Genomic DNA, 21916 nt, shown 5'->3' with positions numbered 1-21916 from the left:
CAGATTCCGGGGTTTGCTCAACGACTCGGGGCAGTACAGCACCAAAATCGCGCAACCGGTGCATCCCTGTGCAACGGATTGCACGAAAATGCACCGGCCGGCCGGGCCAACGTCAATGGCGCTTGCGCGATTGCTTGGCGGCAGCCAGCAGGCGCCGACGCTGGTGACGGATCTCCAGCAGGCGCTCACGCATCTCCCGGTGCCGTCGGCTGTTGAGCAACAGCAGGCCGAGCAGCGGCACGAGCATGGCGAACAGGTACACGCCCTGGTGCGGGCGGTACTGGATCATCGGCACCACCAGCAGCAGGCAGGCCAGAAAGTAACCGGCCAGCAGCCACACCGCCCAGGCCACTCCGCGCACGATCAGCAGGTTGCTCAGCACCAGCAGCGGAATCAGCAGCAACAGGCCCAGCAGCAGGTAGTCGTCGCGCTGCGCCGGCGCCATGCCACGCCAATAGGTGGTTCCGCACAGGGACAGCAGCAGCGAAGCGCTGAAGCAGCCGAGCAGGACCGTGAGCATGAAAATCGGAAAATAACGCGCAAGGAACTCGCCCATCCGGCCGCCCCCTATCACTGGTCGAACTCCTCGTAGAGGCCCACCGCCAGGGTCTTCACCGTGCCGAGGTTGCCGGAGCTGTAGCTGCCGGCGGTGCTCAGGGCGGCGCCCAGGGCATCCTTCATCTGAGTCAGGGTGGCGTGCTTGATCTGCGCCGACGAGTAGCGCTTGGGCAGCCCCCCTGCCCGTTGCTGCAACTTGAGCAATTTGGGCGTCAGGCTGGGGTCGCGCAGGCTGAGTAACTCCTTGGTCAGTTTGGCCCGCTCCTGGCGATTGAGGCCCTTGAGCAACTGCACCCAGCTTTTGCCGGTGCCGGCGGCCTTGCTGGCCTTGAGCAGCTTGACCGTGGTCAGCGCCGAACCGCCGACACCCACCAGCGAGATGCCGTCGAGGATCGGCGACACGGTGTTGTACCACTCGGCGTCGTCCATGCGGTCGTTGGCCGCCGGATCCTGGATCTCGTTGATCACCCGGGCGCCACCGATGGCGCACTGGGCGGTGCCCGCCGCGGCGACGGTGACTCCCAGCCCGACCATCCAGGCGCTGGCGCCGGCGGTGAACGGCACGGCGATACTGCCACTGAACACCACCAGCCAGCCGATGACCGCGGCGGTGCAGGACAGCGTGGTGTTGAACGATTCCGTGGCCAGGCGGGATTCCCTTGGGTTGTTCTTCACTTGATCGACGAACTGCTGGGGCGCGATGTACTTCTTCGCCTCCCGCAGGATGATGCGCTTGGGCGTGATACTGCAGATCGGCTTGAATTCGCGCAGGGTCACCACGTTGAAGTCGGCATCGATGTACACCACCCCGGCGCCGACAATCGCTGGATCGGCGTCGATGGCGGCGAACAGGCGCGGCAGGTTGATCTGGCTTTCGATACGTTGGCGGGCAAGAAACTGCGAAGGGCTGGAGTCCATGCCAATGGCGGCTAACGAGCTGGTCACGGGATTCATCCTTGGTCTGGCGATTGAACGCTGCCTGATGGCCTGAAGCCATCCCGGCATTACGGCGATAAAAACCCGGCAACCTTAACAAAGCCCTGGCGATTTGTTGCGGACCCACGGGCAAAAAAAACCATCGCCCTGAAAGCAAAACGCCAGCTCGGCGGCTGGCGTTTTGTCGGTTTAGCGCGGTACCACCGGCTTGCGGGTCGGCTTCTTGCCTTTGCCCTTGGCCGCATCGGCACGCTCCTTGGCGGCCTGCTTGTTGCGGGCGAACGCCGCGGCCTTGGCCTGCTCGCGCTTGTCCCAGGCATTGCCGCCGTCGCTGCCACGCGGTGGCAGGCCGGTGTGCTGGGTGAGGATCCTGGTTTCCTTGGCCACCTTGTGGCTGCCGGCAGGCGTCGAGTTCTTGCGGCGCGCGCTCTGGTAGCTGTCGGTGGCCGGCTGGTGAGCCGGAATCAGCTGGTGCTTGCCCGGGCCGATCAGATCGCCACGGCCCATGCGCAGCAGGGCCTCGCGCAGCATCGGCCAGCCCTTGGGATCGTGGTAGCGCAGGAACGCCTTGTGCAGGCGGCGCTGCTCCTCGCTCTTGACGATGGTCACGCCGTCGCTCTTGTAGGTGACCTTGCGCAGCGGGTTCTTGCCCGAGTGGTACATGGCGGTGGCGGTGGCCATCGGCGACGGGTAGAACGCCTGCACCTGGTCGGCGCGGAAGCCGTTGCCCTTGAGCCACAGGGCCAGGTTCATCATGTCTTCATCGGTGGTGCCCGGGTGGGCGGCGATGAAGTACGGAATCAGGTACTGCTCCTTGCCCGCTTCCTTGGAGTACTTCTCGAACATGCGCTTGAAGCGGTCATAGGTGCCGATGCCCGGCTTCATCATCTGGTTGAGCGGACCTTCCTCGGTGTGTTCCGGGGCGATCTTCAGGTAGCCACCGACGTGGTGGGTCACCAGTTCCTTGACGTACTCCGGCGATTCCACCGCCAGGTCGTAACGCAGGCCGGAAGCGATGAGGATCTTCTTCACCCCGGGCAGGGCGCGGGCACTGCGGTACAGCTGGATCAGCGACGAGTGGTCGGTGTTCAGGTTCGGACAGATGCCGGGGAACACGCAGGACGGCTTGCGGCACGCGGATTCGATCTCCGGGCTCTTGCAGGCGATGCGGTACATGTTCGCGGTCGGGCCGCCGAGGTCGGAGATCACCCCGGTAAAGCCGGGAACCTTGTCGCGAATTTCTTCGATCTCGCGAATGATCGACTCTTCGGAACGGTTCTGGATGATCCGCCCTTCGTGCTCGGTGATGGAGCAGAAGGTACAGCCGCCGAAGCAGCCACGCATGATGTTCACCGAGAAGCGGATCATCTCGTAGGCCGGGATCTTTTCCTTGCCATAGGCCGGGTGCGGAATGCGCTGATACGGCATGCCGAACACGTAGTCCATTTCCTCGGTGGTCATGGGAATGGGCGGCGGGTTGAACCACACGTCCACTTCGCCATGTTTCTGCACCAGGGCACGGGCGTTGCCCGGGTTGGTTTCCAGGTGCAGCACGCGGTTGGCGTGGGCGTACAGGACCGGGTCGTTGCGTACCTTCTCCATGGACGGCAGGCGGATCACGGTCTTGTCCCGGGTCATGCGCGGGCTGGCGAGGATCTGCACGACCTTGGCTTCGTTGGGGTCTTCGGCCGGGCCTTTTTCCTGCTCGATGGCGCAGGCGGCGGTGTCCTGGGTGTTGACGTAGGGGTTGATGATCTTGTCGATCTTGCCCGGACGGTCGATACGGGTGGAGTCCACTTCGTACCAGTCCTTGGGCGTGTCGCGGCGGATGAAAGCGGTGCCGCGCACGTCGGTGATGTCTTCGATCTTGTGGCCATAGGACAGGCGCTGGGCCACTTCGACGATGGCCCGCTCGGCGTTGCCGTACAGCAGGATGTCGGCGCTGGCGTCGATCAGGATCGAGTTGCGCACCCGGTCCTGCCAGTAGTCGTAGTGGGCGATGCGGCGCAGGGAGGCTTCGATGCCGCCGAGGACGATCGGCACATGCTTGTAGGCTTCCTTGCAACGCTGGCTGTACACCAGGCTGGCGCGGTCCGGGCGCTTGCCCGCCAGGCCGCCGGGGGTATAGGCGTCGTCGGAGCGGACTTTCTTGTCGGCGGTGTAGCGGTTGATCATCGAGTCCATGTTGCCGGCGGCGACACCGAAGAACAGGTTCGGCTCGCCGAGCTTCATGAAGTCGTCTTTGGACTGCCAGTTGGGCTGGGCAATGATCCCCACGCGAAAGCCCTGGGACTCCAGCAGGCGGCCGATGATCGCCATGCCGAACGAAGGGTGATCGACGTAGGCATCACCGGTGACGATGATGATGTCGCAGGAATCCCAGCCGAGCTGATCCATCTCCTCCCTGCTCATGGGCAGGAATGGCGCTGGCCCGAAACATTCGGCCCAGTACTTGGGATAGTCAAATAACGGCTTGGCTGCTTGCATGTCGATGACCGGTGTTGGCTTGAATAGGGACGCGATGGCTATCAGGAAAATTCGCGGGCGCGGAATATAGCACAAAAAATAACCAATTCCGACCAAAAGGGTCGGAATTCATTTTCATGTCACGCAACCGGCTTGCTCCCGCTCGCCTGCGCGGCAGGCGCAGAGTCGGTGCTGACAATTTATCTGAAGCTGGGTGACGACCGGACATGGGGCCGCTGCGCGCGCCAGCGGGAGCAAGCTCCCTCGCCGCAGACGGCCACCACCATGGCGTGCGCCGTTATTCGTCGTCGTCGAAGTTGTAACTGCCCGGCGCGAGGTTCTCGAAGCGGGTGTACTTGCCGATGAACGCCAGGCGGATAAAGCCGATCGGGCCGTTCCGCTGCTTGCCGATGATGATCTCGGCAATGCCCTTGTGCTCGGTTTCCGGGTGATACACCTCGTCCCGGTACACGAACATGATCACGTCGGCGTCCTGCTCGATCGCTCCGGATTCCCGCAAGTCGGAGTTCACCGGGCGCTTGTTGGGGCGTTGTTCCAGGGAGCGGTTGAGCTGGGACAGGGCCACCACCGGGCAGTTGAATTCCTTGGCCAGGGCCTTGAGGGACCGGGAGATCTCGGAAATCTCGTTGGTGCGGTTGTCACCGCTGGACCCCGGGATCTGCATCAGCTGCAGGTAGTCGATCATGATCAGGGCGATATCGCCGTGCTCGCGCACCAGGCGCCGGGTCCGCGCGCGCATTTCCGAGGGGCTGATGCCCGCGGTGTCGTCGATGAACAGCTTGCGGTCGTTGAGCAGGTTGACCGCCGAGGTCAGGCGCGGCCAGTCATCGTCTTCCAGCTGGCCGGAACGGACCTTGGTCTGGTCGATGCGGCCCAGGGAGGACAGCATACGCATGATCAGCGATTCACCTGGCATCTCCAGGGAGTACACCAGCACCGCCTTGTCGCTGCGCAGTACCGCGTTTTCCACCAGGTTCATGGCGAAGGTGGTCTTACCCATGGACGGACGGCCGGCGACGATGATCAAGTCGGCCGGCTGCAGGCCGCTGGTCTTCTCGTCGAGGTCGGTGTAGCCGGTGGACAGGCCAGTGATGGCGTTGTCGGTGTTGAACAGGGTATCGATGCGATCGATGGCCTTGGTCAGCAGTTCGTTGACCCCCACCGGGCCGCCGGTCTTGGGCCGCGCTTCGGCGATCTGGAAGATCTGCCGCTCGGCCTCGTCGAGGATCTCCTCGGCGGTGCGGCCTTCGGGGTTGAAGGCGCTGTCGGCGATCTCGGTACTGATGCCGATCAGCTGGCGCAGGGTTGCCCGCTGGCGAACGATCTGCGCGTAGGCCTTGATGTTGGCCACCGACGGGGTGTTCTTCGCCAGCTCGCCCAGATAGCCCAGGCCGCCAACCTGCGACGTCTGGCCTTCCTTGTCCAACTGCTCGGACAGAGTGACCACGTCGATCGGCATGTTCTGGTCGGCCAGCTTGGCGATGGCGCGGAAGATCAAACGGTGGTCATGCCGGTAGAAATCGCCGTCGGACACTTGATCCAACACGCGTTCCCAGGCGTTGTTGTCCAGCATCAGACCACCGAGCACGGCCTGTTCGGCCTCGATGGAATGCGGCGGCACCTTCAGGGCGGCGGTTTGCAGATCGTATTGCTCGGGAGCGGAGATATCGTTCATGGCCACTTGGAATTCGGGGGTGAAAATCAGGATCAGCAGAAAGACAAAGGGCACGACCTGTAAACAGGATCGTGCCCGATGTTAACCGTCAGCCACACAAGGTGCCAGACGATTTGGTACTGCTTAAGCAGCCACCACGACAACGCGTACGGTTGCTTCAACTTCAGCGTGCAGGTGCACGGCTACGTCGAATTCACCTACGTTGCGGATGGTGCCGTTCGGCAGACGAACTTCGCTTTTTGCCACTTCAACGCCCGAGGCGGTCAGTGCATCAGCGATGTCGTGGGTGCCGATCGAACCGAACAGCTTGCCTTCGTCACCGGCGGTGGCAGTGATGGTCACTTCCAGCTCAGCCAGTTGCGCAGCGCGAGTTTCGGCAGAAGCCTTCTTCTCTGCAGCCAGTTTTTCCAGCTCGGCACGACGCGCTTCGAACGCAGCCAGGTTGGCAGCGGTAGCAGCGGTGGCTTTGCCGAAAGGCAGCAGGTAGTTACGGCCGTAACCAGCCTTAACGTTTACCTTATCGCCCAGGTTGCCCAGGTTGGCGATTTTTTCCAGCAGGATCAGTTCCATTTGGTAATAACCTCTTAACTTTTAACCTTCACCGTTCGCAGAGCCGTTATCAGCGTCTTTCGGCGCCAAACGACCGCGAAAATCAACCAGACTGTCGACAATGGCCACAACCACGAGCAACGGATAGATCAGTTGCATGAACGGCAACAGCGTGACGTACAACCCCACCAGCCAGAACCTGGCCAGCTGCCCTTGTGCCACCAGCCCGTGAATCAGGGCCAGCCCGGCAAAAACCAGCGGGATACTGCACATCGGCGTCAGCATGGCCAGTTGTGGTCCGAAATTCGGCCCTACCAGCATGCACGCCAGCAGCAACATCGCTGGCCCAAGAGGGATTCTGATGGCCCGAAACTCGCGCCCAAAACCGCCCGGGTTATACAACACAGCCTGCCAGTAACGCCCGAGAATCAGGCTCAGCACACTGACGGCTTGCAACAAGGCCGCTATCAGGCCGGTCAGGACCGGTGCAACCAGCGTGGCAAGACGAGCTTGGTCTTCCACCGGTAACTGCTGGTAGACCTCACCAAAGGCCATCGGCAGGACTTTTATCAATTCCTGCGCCAGCGCTTCGATCTGCGAGCGGTAAGCCGCCCCCAGGACTCCAGCAAACACCAACCCTATCGCTATGCTGACCAGCAGCACGCGGTTCCAGGACTCGCTTGCGCGCAAAACCAACGCAAGACTCGAAGACCCCAGCAGCACCAGAAGCGCCCGTGGATCATCGAACATCAGCCACCAGAACAAACCTGGCAGCACTCCCAGAGCAAGGACGCCAAGGGCATCCTTCAATCCGCGCCGCAGAAGCACTAGGCTCCCGGCGGCAGCACTCAACCAATACAACAACGGCAATGCCGAACAGCCAGCCACTACCAGAGTGGCCTGCACACGACCGCGCATGATGAACTCAGCTAAGGCGCGCATGCATTCAATCCCTTACTACTTGTCGACTGCCCGATCTCAGCGGCCGTGGCTGTCGGTGTAGGCCAGCAGGGCCAGGAAGCGGGCGCGCTTGATAGCGGTGGCCAGCTGACGCTGATAACGAGCTTTGGTACCGGTGATGCGGCTTGGAACGATTTTGCCGGTCTCGGATACGTAGGCTTTCAGAGTGTTGAGATCTTTGTAATCGATCTCTTTCACGTCTTCAGCGGTGAAGCGGCAGAATTTACGACGACGGAAGAAACGTGCCATGTAATTGGCTCCTCAAAAGGTCCGTGGATTACTCGTCAGCGTTATCGCTGGCGTCGCTGTTGTCGCTGTCATCGCCATCGGCGCTGTCAGCATGCTCAGGACGGTCACGACGCTCACGGCGCTCACTGCGGTTTTCTTCAGCCTTGAGCATCTCGGATTGGCCAGTGATGGCTTCTTCGCGACGGATGACCAGGTTACGGATCACAGCATCGTTGTAACGGAAGTTGTCTTCCAGCTCGGCCAGGGCTTTACCGGTGCACTCAACGTTCAGCATCACGTAGTGAGCCTTGTGAACATTGTTGATTGCGTAGGCCAGTTGACGACGGCCCCAGTCTTCCAGACGGTGGATTTTGCCGCCGTCTTCTTCGATCAGCTTGGTGTAACGCTCAACCATGCCGCCGACTTGCTCGCTTTGATCCGGGTGGACCAAAAAGATGATTTCGTAATGACGCATGAATGCTCCTTACGGGTTGTAGCCTGCCGCCTATAAGCGGTCAGACAAGGAGTGAATGACACTGGTGTGTCTTGCCACAGATAGGCACATATGCGCCTGCCGTCACGGCAAGGGGCGCAATTGTAGAGAAGGGGGAACAGCGGCGCAAGGCAATTGGTGATTATTTGAACAGCAGCTGCAAGCCACGAGCTTCAAGCGACAAGTCAAAGCGCTTGGCGCTGGTAACTTGCCGCTTGCAGCTTAAGTTTGTTATTTGCGAGAAGTCGAAGCCTTGACGCTACGTTGACGCATGGCTTCGAACAGGCAGACGCCCGTGGCCACGGAGACGTTGAGGCTGCTGACGCTGCCCGCCATTGGCAGGCGCACCAGGTAGTCACAGTGTTCGCGGGTCAGGCGCCGCATGCCTTTGCCTTCGGCGCCCATGATGATGATGGTGGGGCCGGTCAGGTCCTGATCGTACAGTTCCTGTTCGGCCTCGCCGGCGGTGCCGACGATCCACAGGCCGCGCTGCTGGAGCTTTTCCAGGGTCCGCGCCAGGTTGGTCACCGCCACCAGCGGAATCACTTCCGCAGCACCGCACGCCACTTTGCGCACGGTTGGTGTCAGGGTCGCCGACTTGTCCTTGGGCACCAGCACCGCCAGGGCACCGGCTGCGTCGGCGGTGCGCAGGCAGGCGCCAAGGTTGTGCGGGTCGGTCACGCCATCGAGCACCAGCAACAGCGGCGCGCCCTCGGTACGGTCCAGCAGCTCGTCGAGCATGGCCTCGCCCCACACCTGGCTCGGGCTGACTTCCGCCACCACGCCCTGATGCACGCCTTCAACCCAGGCATCCATTTCGCGACGCTCGGCCTGACCGACCGACACACGGTTCTGTGCCGCCAGATCCACCAGTACCTGAACCCGTGGGTCACTGCGCCCTTCAGCCAACCAGATCTGCTTGACCCGCTTGGGATGGTGACGCAGCAACGCTTCTACAGCATGTACGCCGTAGATCTTTTCCAACTGACTCATGACTTGGCCTTAGGTTTGCGCGCCCCGCCGCTTTTCGCGCCGGAAGCAGAGCCCGCCTTGGGCGGACCTTTACGATGTTTGCTCGGCTTGGCTGGACGGTCGCTGTCTCTGGCCGGAGCCGATTTGCCGGACTTTCCCCCAGACGCCGCTTTACCACCGCTTTTGGCTTCTGCCAGCAGCGCCCGTTTCATTTCGCGGCTCTTGCGTACTTCGGCGTTTTTCGCCGCCGCGTCGCTCGGACGATAAGCCTCGACCGCCTTCTCCTTGGTGGAGCTGCGACGCCCCGCCTTGGCCGGCGCCGGCTCTTCTACCGCCTTGCTTGCAGGCACGTCCGCGACACCGCGCTTCTTGCGGCCGATCGGGGCATTGATGGTTTTTTCGGCCATCTCGAAGTCGATCTTGCGCTCATCCAGATCGACGCGCATGACCCGCACTTCCACGGTGTCGCCCAGGCGGAAACTGCGCCCGGTGCGCTCGCCCGCCAGGCGGTGATGCACAGGATCGAAATGGTAGTAGTCACCCGGCAAGGCAGTGACATGCACCAGGCCTTCGACGTAGATATCGGTGAGTTCGACGAACAGACCGAAACCGGTCACCGCAGTGATGACCCCCGGGAAGGACTCGCCGACGCGATCCTTCATGAACTCGCACTTGAGCCAGTTCACTACGTCGCGAGTGGCCTCGTCGGCACGGCGCTCGCTCATCGAGCACTGTTCGCCGAGCTGTTCCAGGGTGGCTTCGTCGTACGGGTAGATACGCGCCTTGGGAATGGTCATCGCTCCAGCTCGACGCACGTGCGGCGTGTCTTGCTTGGAGTGAATCACACTGCGGATGGCCCGATGGGTCAGCAGGTCCGGGTAGCGACGGATCGGCGAGGTGAAGTGGGTATAGGCTTCGTAATTCAGGCCGAAGTGGCCCTGGTTATCGGCGCTATACACCGCCTGGCTCAGGGAACGCAGCATCACGGTCTGAATCAGGTGGTAATCCGGACGATCCTTGATGGTTTCCAGCAGTGCCTGGTAGTCCTTCGGCGTCGGGCCGTCCTTGCCTTTATGCAGGGACAGGCCCAGCTCGCCAAGGAAGGCGCGCAGCTTTTCCAGGCGCTCCGGCGGCGGACCATCGTGCACCCGGTACAACGCCGGGATCTCATGCTTCTTGAGGAACTCGGCAGTGGCCACGTTGGCGGCCAGCATGCACTCCTCGATCAGCTTGTGGGCATCGTTGCGGGTGGTCGGGCGAATTTCGGCGATCTTGCGCTCGGAGCCGAAAATGATCCGGGTTTCCTGGGTTTCGAAGTCGATGGCGCCACGGGTATGGCGAGCACCGAGCAATACCTTGTACAGCGCATACAGCTGCTTGAGGTGGGGCAGCACATCGCCATACTCGCCGCGCAGCTGCTTGGCTTCGCTGGTTTTCGGCTGCTCGAGCATGGTGCTGACCTTGTTGTAGGTCAGACGCGCCTTGGAGTGGATCACCGCTTCGTAGAACTGGTAGTCGGTCATCTCGCCGGACTTGGAGATGGTCATCTCGCATACCATGGCCAGGCGATCGACTTTCGGGTTCAGCGAGCACAGGCCATTGGACAACTGCTCCGGCAACATCGGGATCACCCGCTCGGGGAAATACACCGAGTTGCCGCGCACCTGGGCTTCGGCGTCCAGGGCCGAACCAATCTTCACGTAGCTGGACACGTCGGCGATCGCCACATACAGCTTCCAGCCACCACCGAACAGGCGCAGTTTGCCGGGTTTGGCTTCGCAGAACACCGCATCGTCGAAGTCGCGAGCGTCTTCGCCGTCGATGGTGACGAAAGGCAGGTCACGCAGGTCGATGCGCTTCTCTTTGTCCTTCTCTTCCACTTCCGGCTTGAGCTTGCCGGCTTCCTTGAGCACGGCTTCGGGCCAGACATGAGGGATGTCGTAGGTACGCAGGGCGACATCGATCTCCATGCCTGGAGCCATGTAGTTGCCCACCACTTCAATCACGTCGCCTTGCGGCTGGAAGCGCGGCGTTGGCCAGTGCGTGATTTTCACCTCAACGAACTGACCGATCTTGGCGTTGGCATTGCGACCGGGAGTGACCAGAACTTCCTGCTGGATCTTCGGGTTATCCGCCACCACGAAGCCGATACCGCCTTCTTCGAAGTAACGACCCACGATGCTTTCATGGGCACGGGACACCACTTCGACGATCACGCCTTCGCGACGACCACGACGATCCAGGCCGGAAACCCGGGCCAGAGCGCGGTCGCCATCGAAGACCAGACGCATTTGCGCGGGGCTCATGAACAGGTCATCACTGCCATCATCCGGCACCAGGAAGCCGAAACCGTCGCGATGACCGCTGATACGGCCCAGGATCAGGTCGAGCTTATCCACCGGTGCATAAGTACCCCGGCGGGTGTAGATCAGTTGAGCATCGCGCTCCATGGCGCGCAGGCGGCGACGCAGGGCTTCCAGTTGGTCCTCTGTGGTCAGACCGAACTCTTCTACCAGCTGCTCGCGACTAGCAGGCGAACCCCGGTCAGCAAGGTGCTGGAGGATGAGTTCGCGGCTAGGAATAGGGTTTTCGTATTTTTCCGCTTCACGAGCGGCCTCGGGATCGAGGGACTGCCAATCGGCCATTAGATAAATTTCACCTTGTCTATATGCGGGTTAGTTTGGCATACGCGTATTGAAACGGGAAATTTCAGGCTCAGACAACGCTGGAAAAATCCGCCCCTTCGCTTCAGAAACATCCTTATGCATGCCGCCGATGACTTTTTTCAAACTTTTTTGAAATCGGGGGTTTACAGCTCAAAGGAGCCTCCGTATAGTGCGCGCCATCGACGACGGAGACGTCAGCGATACTGCCCAGATGGTGAAATTGGTAGACACGCCAGCTTCAGGTGCTGGTGGCCGCAAGGCCGTGGAAGTTCGAGTCTTCTTCTGGGCACCAATTCAAGAGCTTGAGATTAGATCAGTTTCAAGACTCAAACAAAAACCCGCGAAAGCGGGTTTTTGCATTCTAAGTGTTTGATTTAATAAATCCAAAACAGGGGTTTACAGATCAAAACACGATCCGTATAGTGCGCTCCATCGACACGGCGACGACGTCGATACTGCCCAGATGGTGAAATTGGTAGACACGCCAGCTTCAGGTGCTGGTGACCGCAAGGTCGTGGAAGTTCGAGTCTTCTTCTGGGCACCAATTCAAAACTTGAGAGCAACGCTTTCAAGTCTCACAAAAACCCGCGAAAGCGGGTTTTTGCGTTTCTGCCCTCAGCCATTTCCCCCCTCCTCACCCACAGCCCAACCCGCAAAGCGCACATGAGAAACAATATCGTTTATGATTGTTACAAGTTTTTGCGGCACAACAGTGAGGAAACCTGCGAATGATGTTCAGAAACACCCTCCTTTCAACATCCCTTCTGCGTGGCTTGACCATCACTTTGCTGGGACTGACCCTGGCATCTCCACTCACCCAGGCAGCCGATAAGATTTCCCTGACCCTGTACAACGGCCAGCACAAGGAAGTCGGCGACGCCGTCGCCAAGGCCTTCGAGGCCAAGACCGGAATTCACGTCAACGTGCGCAAAGGCAGCAGCAACCAGCTGGCCAGCCAAGTCGTCGAGGAAGGCGAGCGCTCGCCCGCCGACGTCATCTATACCGAAGAATCCCCGCCCCTGAACAAGCTCGGCGAACAGGGCCTGCTGGCCCAGACCGACGCGGCAACCCTGGCCGTGCTGCCCAAGGAATACGTAGCTGGCAACGGCACCTGGATCGGTGTCACGGCACGGGTACGGGTGGTGGCCTTCAACCCGAAACTGATCGACGAGAAAGACCTGCCCAAATCCGTGCTGGAATTCTCCCAACCACAATGGCAAGGCAAGGTCGGCTTCGTACCAACCAGCGGCGCCTTCCAGGAACAGGCCGTAGCCATCATCAAGCTGCATGGCATGGACGCTGCCGAGGAGTGGCTGACCGGGCTGCGCGCCTTCGGCAAGGTCTACAGCAACAACATGGTGGCGCTGAAAGCCGTGGAGAACGGCGAAGTCGCCACGGTCCTGGTGAACAACTACTACTGGTTCGCCCTGCAACGGGAAAAAGGCCAGCTGGACTCCAAACTGCACTACTTCACCGACGGCGACGTCGGCGGCCTGATCACCGTCTCCAGCGCCGCAGTGCTCAAGTCCAGCAAGCACCCCAAAGAAGCCCAGCAACTACTCGCCTACATGGCCAGCGAAGAAGGTCAGCGAGTGATCACCCAGACCACCGCCGAATACCCGCTGCATAAAGGCATGGAATCGAATCGCGGGCTCAAGCCCTTCAGCGAATTGCAGGCACCCAAGGTGACCCCAGCCGACTTGGGCAACGCCGAGCAAGCCCTGGACCTGGAACGCGACGTCGGCCTGAATTGATGAACCCACCGCTATCGCCACTCGCCTCACGCACGCCCTACGTGCCGAGGCGCAAGCGGCCTTCGATCTGGTTGCTGCTGCCGGTCCTGCTGCTGGTCTGCCTGAGCCTGCTACCGCTGCTCTATGTCGGGCTCAAGGCCTGGCAGGCCGGCTGGGCGGAAGCCTTGCACCTGCTATGGCGCCCCTACGTATTGCGCCTGCTAAGCAACACCCTGCTGCTGATGTGCGGGGTGACCATCGCCTGCGCCATCATCGGCCTGTCCCTGGCGTGGCTGCTGGAACGCAGCGATTTGCCGGGGCGGCGAATCTGGGGCGTGGTGCTGTGCCTGCCCTTCGCCGTGCCGGCTTTTGTCAGCAGCTTTACCTGGGTGTCCCTGAGTTCGGGATTCGAAGGGCTGGGCGGTGCGATCCTGGTGATGACCCTGTCCAAGTACCCGCTGGTGTTCCTGCCGGTGGCAGCCACCTTGCGCAATCTCGACCCGGCCCTCGAGGAATCGGCGCGAACCCTGGGACAAAATCGCTGGGGCGTGTTCTTTAAGATCACCCTGCCCCTGCTCTGGCCTTCTCTGCTGGCCGGATCGCTGCTGATCGCCCTGCACATGCTGGTGGAATTCGGCGCCCTGTCGATCATCGGCCTGCAAACCTTTACCACGGCGATCTACCAGCAATTCGAGCTGGAATTCAGCAACGCCAACGCCGCCATGCTCTCAGCCGTGCTGCTGGCGCTGTGCCTGATTCTGCTGGGCCTGGAACTGCGGGCCCGCGGCAAGGGTCGCCATGTGCGCACCGGCCAGGGCGCAGCACGACACGCCGAACAAGTGCGATTGGGGCGCTGGTCCGCAGGGGGACAACTCTACTGCCTGCTGCTGACCGTGATCGGCAGCGGCATCCCCCTGGGCATGCTCGCCTACTGGCTGGCGGTAGGCTCATCAGCCGCCTTTCCAGTGGCCGCCATCAGCGAGGCGCTGCTTTCCTCCCTGGCGCTGTCGCTGGGCGGTGCCGGCCTGTGCCTGATGCTGGCGGTGCCAGTAGGCCTGTTGGTGGTGCGCTACAAGGGGCCGTTGGCGCTCTGGGCCGAACGCTTGCCCTACCTGCTGCACGCCCTGCCAGGCCTGGTGATCGCCCTGACCCTGGTGTATTTCGCCCTGCACTATGTGCCAGCGCTGTATCAAACCTCAGCGCTGCTCCTGATCGCCTATGCCTTGCTGTTCCTGCCGCTGGCCCAGGCGCCGATCCGCACAGCACTGAACAAGGCGGCGCCACAGCTGGAAGAAGCGGCCAGAACCCTCGGCGCATCGTCGTTCAGCGCTTTCTGCCGGGTGACCCTGCCAATCATCTTCCCCGCACTGGGCGCAGCATTCGCCCTGGTGTTTCTGGACGCCATGAAAGAGCTGACCGCGACACTGCTCCTCAGCCCGACAGGGCTGAACACCCTGGCCACGGAGGTCTGGGCGCATACGGCGAATGTGGAGTTTGCGGCGGCGGCACCTTATGCGGCGCTGCTGATTCTGGTATCGGGGCTGCCGGTCTATCTGCTGACGACGCGGATGTATTTGAGTCGCTGAGAAGGGTTGCGCCAACAAGCCGACTCCTGCGCAACGGTGCAGGAGCCGGCTTATCAGCGAAGCATCAGGCGCGGAACTGGCCGAGACTGGCCTTGAGCTGCGCCGCCAGGCTGTCCAGCACCTTGCCACTGGCGGTGGTTTCCACCACCGCCTGGGCCGCCCGCTCGGCCTGGGCATGGATGGTTTCCACCCGCCCACGCACCGCTTGCGCGCCTTGAGCCTGATGGGCCGCGGCCTGGGTGGCCAGGCCAATGGCGGCATGTACCTGCTCGACCGAAGACTGCACCGTCTGCTGCAGGCGAGCACTGTCACGCAGCACCAGCAAGCCCTCGCTGGCCTGACGCCCAGCCTGACCAATGGCCGCCACCGCCTCCCGCGCGCCCTGCTGCAGCGCGCCGATATGGGCCTGGATGTCGCCAGTGGAACTCTGGGTCTTGCTGGCCAGGGCTCGCACCTCATCCGCCACGACGGCAAACCCGCGCCCGGTTTCACCGGCGCGCGCCGCTTCGATCGCCGCATTCAGCGCCAGCAGGTTGGTCTGTTCGGCAATGCCATGAATCACCGTCAGCACCACCTCGATCTGCTCGCTCTGCTGCGCCAGGCGCTCGATCACCTTGGCCCCGGTATCCACCTGCCCGGCCAAGGCCTCGATGAGGTTGCCGACCTGCTCAGAGGTACGGGTGTTCTCGTCAGTGGCCTGACGGATCTCCACCACCTGCTGCAGCGCCGCCTGCATCGCCTGGCTTTCCGCCTGGGCTTCATCAGCCATCTGCGACAGTGCCCGCAGGCTTTCCGCCACCTCGTCGCGCTGCGCTTCGGCCGCCGCATCCGCCCCGGCATTACGCAGGCTCATGGCGCCGATCTCGACACCGGTACGCTGCGCCACATCCCCCGCCTCACGCACGATGGGCTGCAACTTATCCACAAAGCGATTCACCGCCGAGGCCATGTCGCCGATCTCATCATTGCTGTTGAGCGGCACACGCTTGGTCAGATCCCCCTCACCTGCTGCCAAGTCATTGAGGGCGGAAATCAACAGGTGCAACTTGTTCACCACGCGCCGCCCCAGCACCACCGCCAGCAACAGCAGCAAAGCCAGCCCCACCAGCGCCAGGCCCACGCCAATCTGCCAGCGCAGCGTCGCTGCCGCCTCTTGCACCGTGCTGGTGGTATTGGCCTGCATCTGCGCGGCAGTGGCCTGGGCCGACTGCAAGCGTGAACGCATGGCCGCCGAACTGTCGGCAGAGGCCCCCTTGAGACTGTCGCCGACCAACTGGTCACTGCTGGCGATCAATGCCCCAAAACGCTGATCCAGGGCGGCAATATCCGCTTCCACAGAAGCCGTGGACACCCCCATCAGCACCTTGCCGATCTCGACCCCATTAGGGTTGATCGATGCCTCCAGGTAGTAGACCGAAGGATCGTTCTTGGCCGCATCCAGCACCTTGTCCAAGGCCCGATCGCCCTTGCCCTTCTCCAGCAGGGCCTTGTTGATCGGATTCTCGCGGTTCAGGTAACGCGTCAGGTGTTCACCCGCAGCATCGTCATAAACCACGAACAACACGTTGGGATTACGCTGAGCACGTCGTGCGAACTCGGACAAAGTCGGCACATCACTGTCCCACATGGCACGAGGCGCCACGGAGGCCAGCAACTGAGCCATGTCATTGGCGGAGTCCTTCAGGTCCTTTTCCAGGGCCGCACGCAGTTGCACCTGCTCTTCCTTGAGACGGGAAGACAGGCCCGCGGTCAGACGCTGACGGGTGCTGCTGGACAGGCTTTCCAGGCTGGAAGTGACTTCCTTGCCTGCCTGCTCGAGTTCGCCAGACAACTTCTGGCTATCAACCCCCAAACGCGAAGCCAGATCGGCCTCCAGGGCAGTCACCGTGCTCCGAGTCAGGGCAACAGCGAGCACTACCTGCACCAAAAGGGCGATACCGAGGGTAACGAACACAGGCCGCAGTAAACGGCTTTGTAACAGTGAGAGAACGGCCGACACAGGAAATCCCTCTACTTTTGACGCCATTATTCTGATGGCACTCTAGAAGTGGATTTCACAGCAAGGGTCGTGCCGCGCGGCGAGCAGAAACGACAAAGGGCCCCATCAAGGGCCCTTTGGTTTTTACATCAACGACTTATCAAGCGAACGGATGGCGCAGAACGATGGTTTCGTTGCGGTCCGGACCTGTCGAAATAATGTCGATCGGCGCGCCGACCAGTTCTTCGATGCGCTTGATGTAGGCCTGGGCGGCGGCAGGCAGCTCTTCCAGGGTCTTGGCGCCCAGGGTCGATTCGCTCCAGCCCGGCATCTGCTCGTACACCGGCTCCAGGCCGATGTAGCTGTCGGCGTCGGTCGGCGCGTCGATGACTGCACCATCCTGGTTCTTGTAACCGACACAGATGTTGATGGTTTCCAGGCCGTCCAGCACGTCCAGCTTGGTCAGGCACAGGCCCGAGATGCTATTGACGTCGATGGCGCGACGCAGGATCACGGCGTCGAACCAGCCGCAACGACGGGCACGACCGGTAGTAGCACCGAACTCGTGGCCACGCTTGGCCAGGAACGCACCGACGTCATCGAACAGTTCAGTCGGGAATGGACCCGAACCCACGCGAGTGGTGTAGGCCTTGGTGATGCCCAGGATGTAGTCCAGGTACATCGGGCCCACGCCCGAACCGGTGGCGATGCCGCCGGCGGTGGTGTTGGAACTGGTGACGTACGGGTAGGTACCGTGGTCAATGTCCAGCAGCGAGCCCTGGGCACCTTCGAACATGATGTCCTTGCCGGCGCGGCGCAGTTGGTGCAGCTCGGCGGTGACGTCGAGCATCATCGGCTTGAGCAGCTCGGCGTACTCCATGCATTCGTCCAGAGTCTTCTGGAAGTCGATGGCCGGCTCTTTGTAGTAATTGACCAGGACAAAGTTGTGGTAGTCCAGCAACTCGCCCAGCTTGGCGGCGAAACGCTCGCGGTGGAACAGATCACCGATGCGCAGGCCACGACGGGCAACCTTGTCTTCGTAAGCCGGGCCGATGCCGCGACCGGTGGTACCGATCTTCTGCTCGCCACGGGCCTTCTCGCGAGCCTGGTCCAGGGCTACGTGGTAGGACAGGATCAGCGGGCAGGAAGGGCTGATGCGCAGACGCTCGCGCACCGGCACGCCTTTCTCTTCCAGCTTGACGATTTCACGCATCAAGGCATCCGGTGCTACCACCACGCCGTTACCGATCAGGCACTGCACGCCTTCGCGCAGCACGCCGGACGGAATCAGGTGCAGCACGGTCTTCTCACCGTCGATCACCAGGGTGTGGCCAGCGTTGTGGCCACCTTGGTAGCGCACTACGGCGGCGGCATGTTCGGTCAGCAGATCAACGATCTTGCCTTTGCCCTCATCACCCCACTGGGTGCCCAGGACTACGACATTCTTACCCATAACACTTGTCCTCATTCGCGCAAACTTGGTGCCGGCAGCCGCCGGCAGGAAAACTCAAGAAGCCAGCGGCAATACTTGCCAAAGCCCATTCTGCTGAATCAATTGCCGGTCGCAGTCCGCTTCACGGGCGGCGGCCAAAGGTTGTCCAGGCAACGCCTGAACGACACGCTGACCCTCACTGCGCAACTGGCAGACGGTCTGCCAGAGTGCCGCGTCAGTGCTGTCAGGCATCCAGATACCGCCGGACGGTAGCTCGACTTCAGCACGCCCCAGGGTCACCAGGGTTTTCAAATCGGTGGAGAAACCGGTCGCCGGACGGGCACGCCCGAAGTCCGCGCCGATGTCATCGTAACGACCGCCCTGGGCAATGGATTGACCCACGCCCGGCACGAACACCGCGAACACCACACCGGTGTGGTAGTGGTAACCACGCAGCTCGCCCAGATCGAAGTACAGCGGCAAATCAGGGAAACGCACCGACAAGCGCTCGGCAATGGTCAGCAACTCATCCAGCGCCAGCAGCACCGAAGTCGGTGCGCCAGCCAGGCGGCGACGGGCATCACTCAGTACTTCGCGACTGCCGCACAACTCCACCAGGGAGCGCAGCATGTCCGCCAGATCGGCGGGCAGGCCCTGGGTCAGGCTGATGACTTCATCGATCGCCTTGCGCTGCAGGGCATCGAACAATTGTTGCTCTACGGCACCGGACAGACCGGCCGCCTGAGCCAGGCCACGGTAGATACCCACATGCCCCAGATCCATGTGCACATCCGGCACATCGGCCAATTGCAGCATGGCCAGCATCAGGCTGATGACCTCGACGTCGCTGCTTGGGCTGGCATCGCCATACAACTCGGCGCCCAGCTGGATCGGGCTGCGCGAGGACGACAAGGCTCGGGGCTGCGCATGCAGCACGCTGCCGGCGTAGCACAGGCGGCTCGGCCCTTCGCGACGCAGAGTGTGAGCGTCGATACGCGCCACCTGTGGCGTGATGTCGGCACGGAAACCCATCTGCCGGCCCGATTGCGGGTCGATGACCTTGAAGGTGCGCAGATCCAGGTCCTGGCCGGCGCCCGTCAACAGGGATTCCAGGTATTCGATATGGGGAGTAACGACGAACTCGTAACCCCAGCTCTGAAACAGATCCAACACCTGACGACGCGCTACTTCAATGCGCGCCGCTTCCGGCGGCAATACTTCTTCGATGCCATCTGGCAGCAGCCAGCGGTCTACCGTTGCCATTACGCCATTCCCCTATGGTCCGGGCGGCAAGCCTTCGGCCAGCCTTAGAGTGAAGCAGAAAACAGTCGCATCCGACGCGAGCTCAGCCGGACAGGCAGCCAGAAATCAGCTGTACAGACCATTTTCCTCGAAAAATCTTACCGGGCTCTTGAACGAACCACGGCCAATCAAAGATGCAGACGCAAAAAAGCCGGGAATTTCCCGGCTGCCGCATCATACACCCGTTTTACCAAAGGATCACCCCGCGAGGCATTTTAGCCGCCCGGCGGGGTGTTCCCGGATCAGGGCCTGATCAAGGCTTGGACTTTTCCAGATAGTGGAAAAAGTCGCTGCTTGGGTCCAGGACCATGACGTCGGATTTGTTCGCGAAGCTTTCACGGTAGGCACGCAGGCTACGATAGAACGCGTAGAACTCCTGATCCTGACCGTAGGCCTTGGCATAGATCGCCGCCGCCTGGGCATCGCCATCACCGCGCACTTCTTCAGACTCGCGATAGGCTTCAGCCAGCAACACACGCCGCTGACGATCAGCGTCGGCACGAATGCCTTCTGCCAGCTCGTTACCCTTGGCCCGGTGCTCGCGAGCCTCACGCTCACGCTCGGTGCTCATGCGCTCGAACACGCTGCGGTTCACTTCCTTCGGCAGATCGATCGCCTTGACCCGGACATCGACCACTTCGATACCCAGTTCCTTCTCGGCCATCTTGTTCAGCGAAGCGGTGATATCCGCCATCAGCGCGTCACGCTCGCCGGAAACCACTTCATGCAGGGTGCGCTTACCAAACTGGTCACGCAGGCCCGATTCCAGGCGACGAGAAAGACGCTCGTCGGCGATCTGCTTGAGACCGGATGTGGCGGTGTAGAAGCGCTCGGCATCCTTGACCCGCCACTTGGCGTAGGCATCCACCATCACGGCTTTCTTTTCCAGAGTCAGGAAGCGCTGCGTCGGTGCATCCAGGGTCATCAGGCGCGCGTCGAACTTACGCACCTGGTTCACGTAGGGCACTTTCACATGCAGGCCGGGCTGGACATCAGCCTGGACCACACGACCGAACTGCAGCAACACCGCACGCTCGGTCTGAGCGACGATGTAGAAGCTGTTCCAGGCAACCACCGCCACGACAACACCCACGATCAGGGCGATCAGCGATTTATTGCTCATCAGCGACTCTCCCTAGAACGCGTCTGCTGCTGTTGCTGCATATGATCAGCCGCAGCGCGCGCGTTCGCTTCATTGCTGGCCGCAGAAGCCGAGCCCGTTACCGGAGCAGCGCCGCTACGACCACTGTCGATCATCTTGTCCAGCGGCAGGTAGAGCAGGTTGTTCTGCCCACCCTTGCTGCCGGTCACCAACACCTTGCTGGTGTTGCTGAAGACTTCCTGCATGGTGTCCAGGTACAGGCGCTGACGGGTGACTTCAGGAGCCTTGCGGTATTCGGCAACCAGCTTGGTGAAACGATCTGCCTCACCCTTGGCCCGAGAAACCACTTCGTCGCGATAACCGTTGGCGTCCTCGAGGATGCGCTGAGCCTGACCGCGAGCCTCCGGCACTACGCCGTTGGCATAGGTTTCAGCCTGGTTGCGCGAGCGCTGTTCATCTTCACGGGCACGGATCACGTCGTCGAAGGCTTCCTGCACTTCACGCGGTGCAGCTGCGCTCTGTACGTTCACCTGAGTCACGGTGATACCGGTGCGGTAGTTGTCGAGGAAACGCTGCAGACGCTCCTTGATCTCGCTGGCCATCAATTCACGGCCTTCAGTCAGCACCTGGTCCATGGCGGTTGAACCCACCACATGGCGCAGGGCGCTGTCAGTCGCATGCTGCAGGCTGATTTCCGGCTGATCCACGTTCAGCACGAAGTCCTGCAGGTTGCTGATCTTGTACTGCACGGTCAGCGGCACTTCGACGATGTTCTCGTCCTCAGTGAGCATCTGCCCCTGCTTGGTATAGGCACGCTCGCGCGTGACGTTTTCCATGTACTTGCGATCGATCGGCGGGAAGTAGATGTTCAGACCCGGGCCGACGGTTTCGTAGTATTTGCCGAAGCGCAGCACCACGGCCTGCTCCTGCTCATCGACTACATAAACCGCGCTGTACAGCCACACGGCCGCCAGCACGACAAGACCAATACCCAGCAAGCCGAAACCACCGCCCTTGCCGGAGCTACCGCCGTCATCACCACGTTTCTTACCACCACCGAACAACCCATTCAGGCTTTCCTGCAGCTTACGGAAGGCCTCGTCGAGATCTGGTGGCCCCTTGCGATCGCCATTATTGCGGCGCTTACCACCCCAAGGGTCCTGATTATTCGAGTTGCCACCCGGCTCATTCCAAGCCATAGCGCTCTCCATCTGATAAAGCAAAGACGCACCCACGGCGCGCCGACCAATGCTACAGAA

Annotated in this window: 17 protein-coding genes and 2 tRNA genes; 4 read left to right on the top strand and 15 right to left on the bottom strand. The window is 61.4% G+C overall.

The annotated features are described in order from the left end of the window. Window positions 1-112: 112 nt before the first annotated feature. The 10 genes from PST29_RS02935 to rnr all read right to left on the bottom strand — a co-directional run bounded on the left by PST29_RS02935 (window position 113) and on the right by rnr (window position 11503). Window positions 113-574: a hypothetical protein gene (locus PST29_RS02935; RefSeq protein ID WP_060842331.1), complete on the bottom strand. Its 462-nt coding sequence runs from the start codon at window positions 572-574 to the stop codon at window positions 113-115. Continuing rightward, on the bottom strand, window positions 571-1512 hold the full coding sequence (locus PST29_RS02930; protein WP_085984431.1) for an NAD synthetase: 942 nt from the start codon (window positions 1510-1512) through the stop codon (window positions 571-573). Before PST29_RS02930 ends, PST29_RS02935 begins: the two co-directional genes overlap by 4 nt. Window positions 1513-1683: 171 nt before the next feature. Then, complete coding sequence (locus tag PST29_RS02925; protein ID WP_060837271.1) at window positions 1684-3981, bottom strand: YgiQ family radical SAM protein; 2298 nt, start codon at window positions 3979-3981, stop codon at window positions 1684-1686. 277 nt (window positions 3982-4258) lie between these two features. Then, complete coding sequence (dnaB, locus tag PST29_RS02920; protein ID WP_007921486.1) at window positions 4259-5656, bottom strand: replicative DNA helicase; 1398 nt, start codon at window positions 5654-5656, stop codon at window positions 4259-4261. 123 nt (window positions 5657-5779) lie between these two features. Continuing rightward, window positions 5780-6226, bottom strand: a complete 447-nt coding sequence (gene rplI / locus PST29_RS02915) for a 50S ribosomal protein L9 (RefSeq protein WP_007921484.1) — start codon at window positions 6224-6226, stop codon at window positions 5780-5782. Window positions 6227-6247: 21 nt separating this feature from the next. Further along, a complete protein-coding gene (locus tag PST29_RS02910) occupies window positions 6248-7147 on the bottom strand; it encodes a hypothetical protein (RefSeq protein WP_060837270.1) in 900 nt (299 codons plus the stop codon). Window positions 7148-7183: 36 nt separating this feature from the next. Beyond that, on the bottom strand, window positions 7184-7414 hold the full coding sequence (gene rpsR / locus PST29_RS02905) for a 30S ribosomal protein S18 (protein ID WP_002551829.1): 231 nt from the start codon (window positions 7412-7414) through the stop codon (window positions 7184-7186). 28 nt (window positions 7415-7442) lie between these two features. Continuing rightward, a complete protein-coding gene (gene rpsF, locus PST29_RS02900; RefSeq protein WP_011058949.1) occupies window positions 7443-7868 on the bottom strand; it encodes a 30S ribosomal protein S6 in 426 nt (141 codons plus the stop codon). A 249-nt stretch (window positions 7869-8117) separates the two neighbouring features. Then, entirely contained in the window at window positions 8118-8879 is a 762-nt protein-coding gene (rlmB, locus tag PST29_RS02895; RefSeq protein WP_060842330.1) for a 23S rRNA (guanosine(2251)-2'-O)-methyltransferase RlmB, read from the bottom strand. Next, complete coding sequence (rnr, locus tag PST29_RS02890) at window positions 8876-11503, bottom strand: ribonuclease R (protein ID WP_060842329.1); 2628 nt, start codon at window positions 11501-11503, stop codon at window positions 8876-8878. The genes rlmB and rnr overlap by 4 nt, the downstream gene beginning before the upstream one ends. A 226-nt stretch (window positions 11504-11729) precedes the next feature. On the opposite strand from rnr, the gene PST29_RS02885 reads away from it, so the two are divergent. From PST29_RS02885 to PST29_RS02870, 4 genes are all read left to right on the top strand, one after another. Further along, window positions 11730-11816: transfer RNA gene (locus tag PST29_RS02885), tRNA-Leu, on the top strand. Window positions 11817-11981: 165 nt separating this feature from the next. Beyond that, window positions 11982-12068: transfer RNA gene (locus PST29_RS02880), tRNA-Leu, on the top strand. 184 nt (window positions 12069-12252) lie between these two features. Next, the gene (locus PST29_RS02875; protein WP_060837267.1) at window positions 12253-13278 is read left to right on the top strand and encodes an extracellular solute-binding protein; all 1026 of its coding nucleotides are present in this window, start codon (window positions 12253-12255) and stop codon (window positions 13276-13278) included. Then, window positions 13278-14843: an ABC transporter permease gene (locus PST29_RS02870; protein ID WP_060842328.1), complete on the top strand. Its 1566-nt coding sequence runs from the start codon at window positions 13278-13280 to the stop codon at window positions 14841-14843. Before PST29_RS02875 ends, PST29_RS02870 begins: the two co-directional genes overlap by 1 nt. A 64-nt stretch (window positions 14844-14907) precedes the next feature. Here the strand turns inward: PST29_RS02870 and PST29_RS02865 are convergent, their stop codons facing one another. The 5 genes from PST29_RS02865 to hflK all read right to left on the bottom strand — a co-directional run bounded on the left by PST29_RS02865 (window position 14908) and on the right by hflK (window position 21856). After that, entirely contained in the window at window positions 14908-16842 is a 1935-nt protein-coding gene (locus tag PST29_RS02865) for a methyl-accepting chemotaxis protein (protein WP_060837265.1), read from the bottom strand. Between the two features lie 139 nt (window positions 16843-16981). Beyond that, window positions 16982-18274, bottom strand: coding sequence for an adenylosuccinate synthase (locus tag PST29_RS02860; protein ID WP_047283686.1), 1293 nt, complete (start codon window positions 18272-18274; stop codon window positions 16982-16984). Between the two features lie 54 nt (window positions 18275-18328). Further along, window positions 18329-19516 carry an ATP phosphoribosyltransferase regulatory subunit gene (locus PST29_RS02855; RefSeq protein WP_016965258.1) on the bottom strand — a complete coding sequence of 396 codons (1188 nt, stop codon included), beginning with the start codon at window positions 19514-19516 and terminating at the stop codon, window positions 18329-18331. A gap of 292 nt (window positions 19517-19808) precedes the next feature. Next, entirely contained in the window at window positions 19809-20678 is an 870-nt protein-coding gene (hflC, locus tag PST29_RS02850) for a protease modulator HflC (protein ID WP_016965257.1), read from the bottom strand. Continuing rightward, complete coding sequence (gene hflK / locus PST29_RS02845) at window positions 20678-21856, bottom strand: FtsH protease activity modulator HflK (RefSeq protein ID WP_047283685.1); 1179 nt, start codon at window positions 21854-21856, stop codon at window positions 20678-20680. The genes hflC and hflK overlap by 1 nt, the downstream gene beginning before the upstream one ends. Window positions 21857-21916 lie beyond the last annotated feature (60 nt).

Source organism: Pseudomonas sp. St29 (assembly GCF_001547915.1).
GTDB lineage: Bacteria > Pseudomonadota > Gammaproteobacteria > Pseudomonadales > Pseudomonadaceae > Aquipseudomonas.
Note: the sequence above shows the minus strand (reverse complement) of the source record. Positions and strands in the feature narration are given on the sequence as shown.

Coding starts and splice junctions, on each gene's coding strand:
- PST29_RS02875 (WP_060837267.1), top strand. CDS start 12,253: ATGATGTTCAGAAACACCCTCCTTTCAACATCCCTTCTGCGTGGCTTG.
- rplI (WP_007921484.1), bottom strand. CDS start 6,226: ATGGAACTGATCCTGCTGGAAAAAATCGCCAACCTGGGCAACCTGGGC.
- PST29_RS02910 (WP_060837270.1), bottom strand. CDS start 7,147: ATGCGCGCCTTAGCTGAGTTCATCATGCGCGGTCGTGTGCAGGCCACT.
- hflC (WP_016965257.1), bottom strand. CDS start 20,678: ATGAGCAATAAATCGCTGATCGCCCTGATCGTGGGTGTTGTCGTGGCG.
- PST29_RS02930 (WP_085984431.1), bottom strand. CDS start 1,512: ATGAATCCCGTGACCAGCTCGTTAGCCGCCATTGGCATGGACTCCAGC.
- hflK (WP_047283685.1), bottom strand. CDS start 21,856: ATGGCTTGGAATGAGCCGGGTGGCAACTCGAATAATCAGGACCCTTGG.
- rlmB (WP_060842330.1), bottom strand. CDS start 8,879: ATGAGTCAGTTGGAAAAGATCTACGGCGTACATGCTGTAGAAGCGTTG.
- rpsF (WP_011058949.1), bottom strand. CDS start 7,868: ATGCGTCATTACGAAATCATCTTTTTGGTCCACCCGGATCAAAGCGAG.
- dnaB (WP_007921486.1), bottom strand. CDS start 5,656: ATGAACGATATCTCCGCTCCCGAGCAATACGATCTGCAAACCGCCGCC.
- rnr (WP_060842329.1), bottom strand. CDS start 11,503: ATGGCCGATTGGCAGTCCCTCGATCCCGAGGCCGCTCGTGAAGCGGAA.
- PST29_RS02925 (WP_060837271.1), bottom strand. CDS start 3,981: ATGCAAGCAGCCAAGCCGTTATTTGACTATCCCAAGTACTGGGCCGAA.
- PST29_RS02855 (WP_016965258.1), bottom strand. CDS start 19,516: ATGGCAACGGTAGACCGCTGGCTGCTGCCAGATGGCATCGAAGAAGTA.
- PST29_RS02870 (WP_060842328.1), top strand. CDS start 13,278: ATGAACCCACCGCTATCGCCACTCGCCTCACGCACGCCCTACGTGCCG.
- rpsR (WP_002551829.1), bottom strand. CDS start 7,414: ATGGCACGTTTCTTCCGTCGTCGTAAATTCTGCCGCTTCACCGCTGAA.
- PST29_RS02860 (WP_047283686.1), bottom strand. CDS start 18,274: ATGGGTAAGAATGTCGTAGTCCTGGGCACCCAGTGGGGTGATGAGGGC.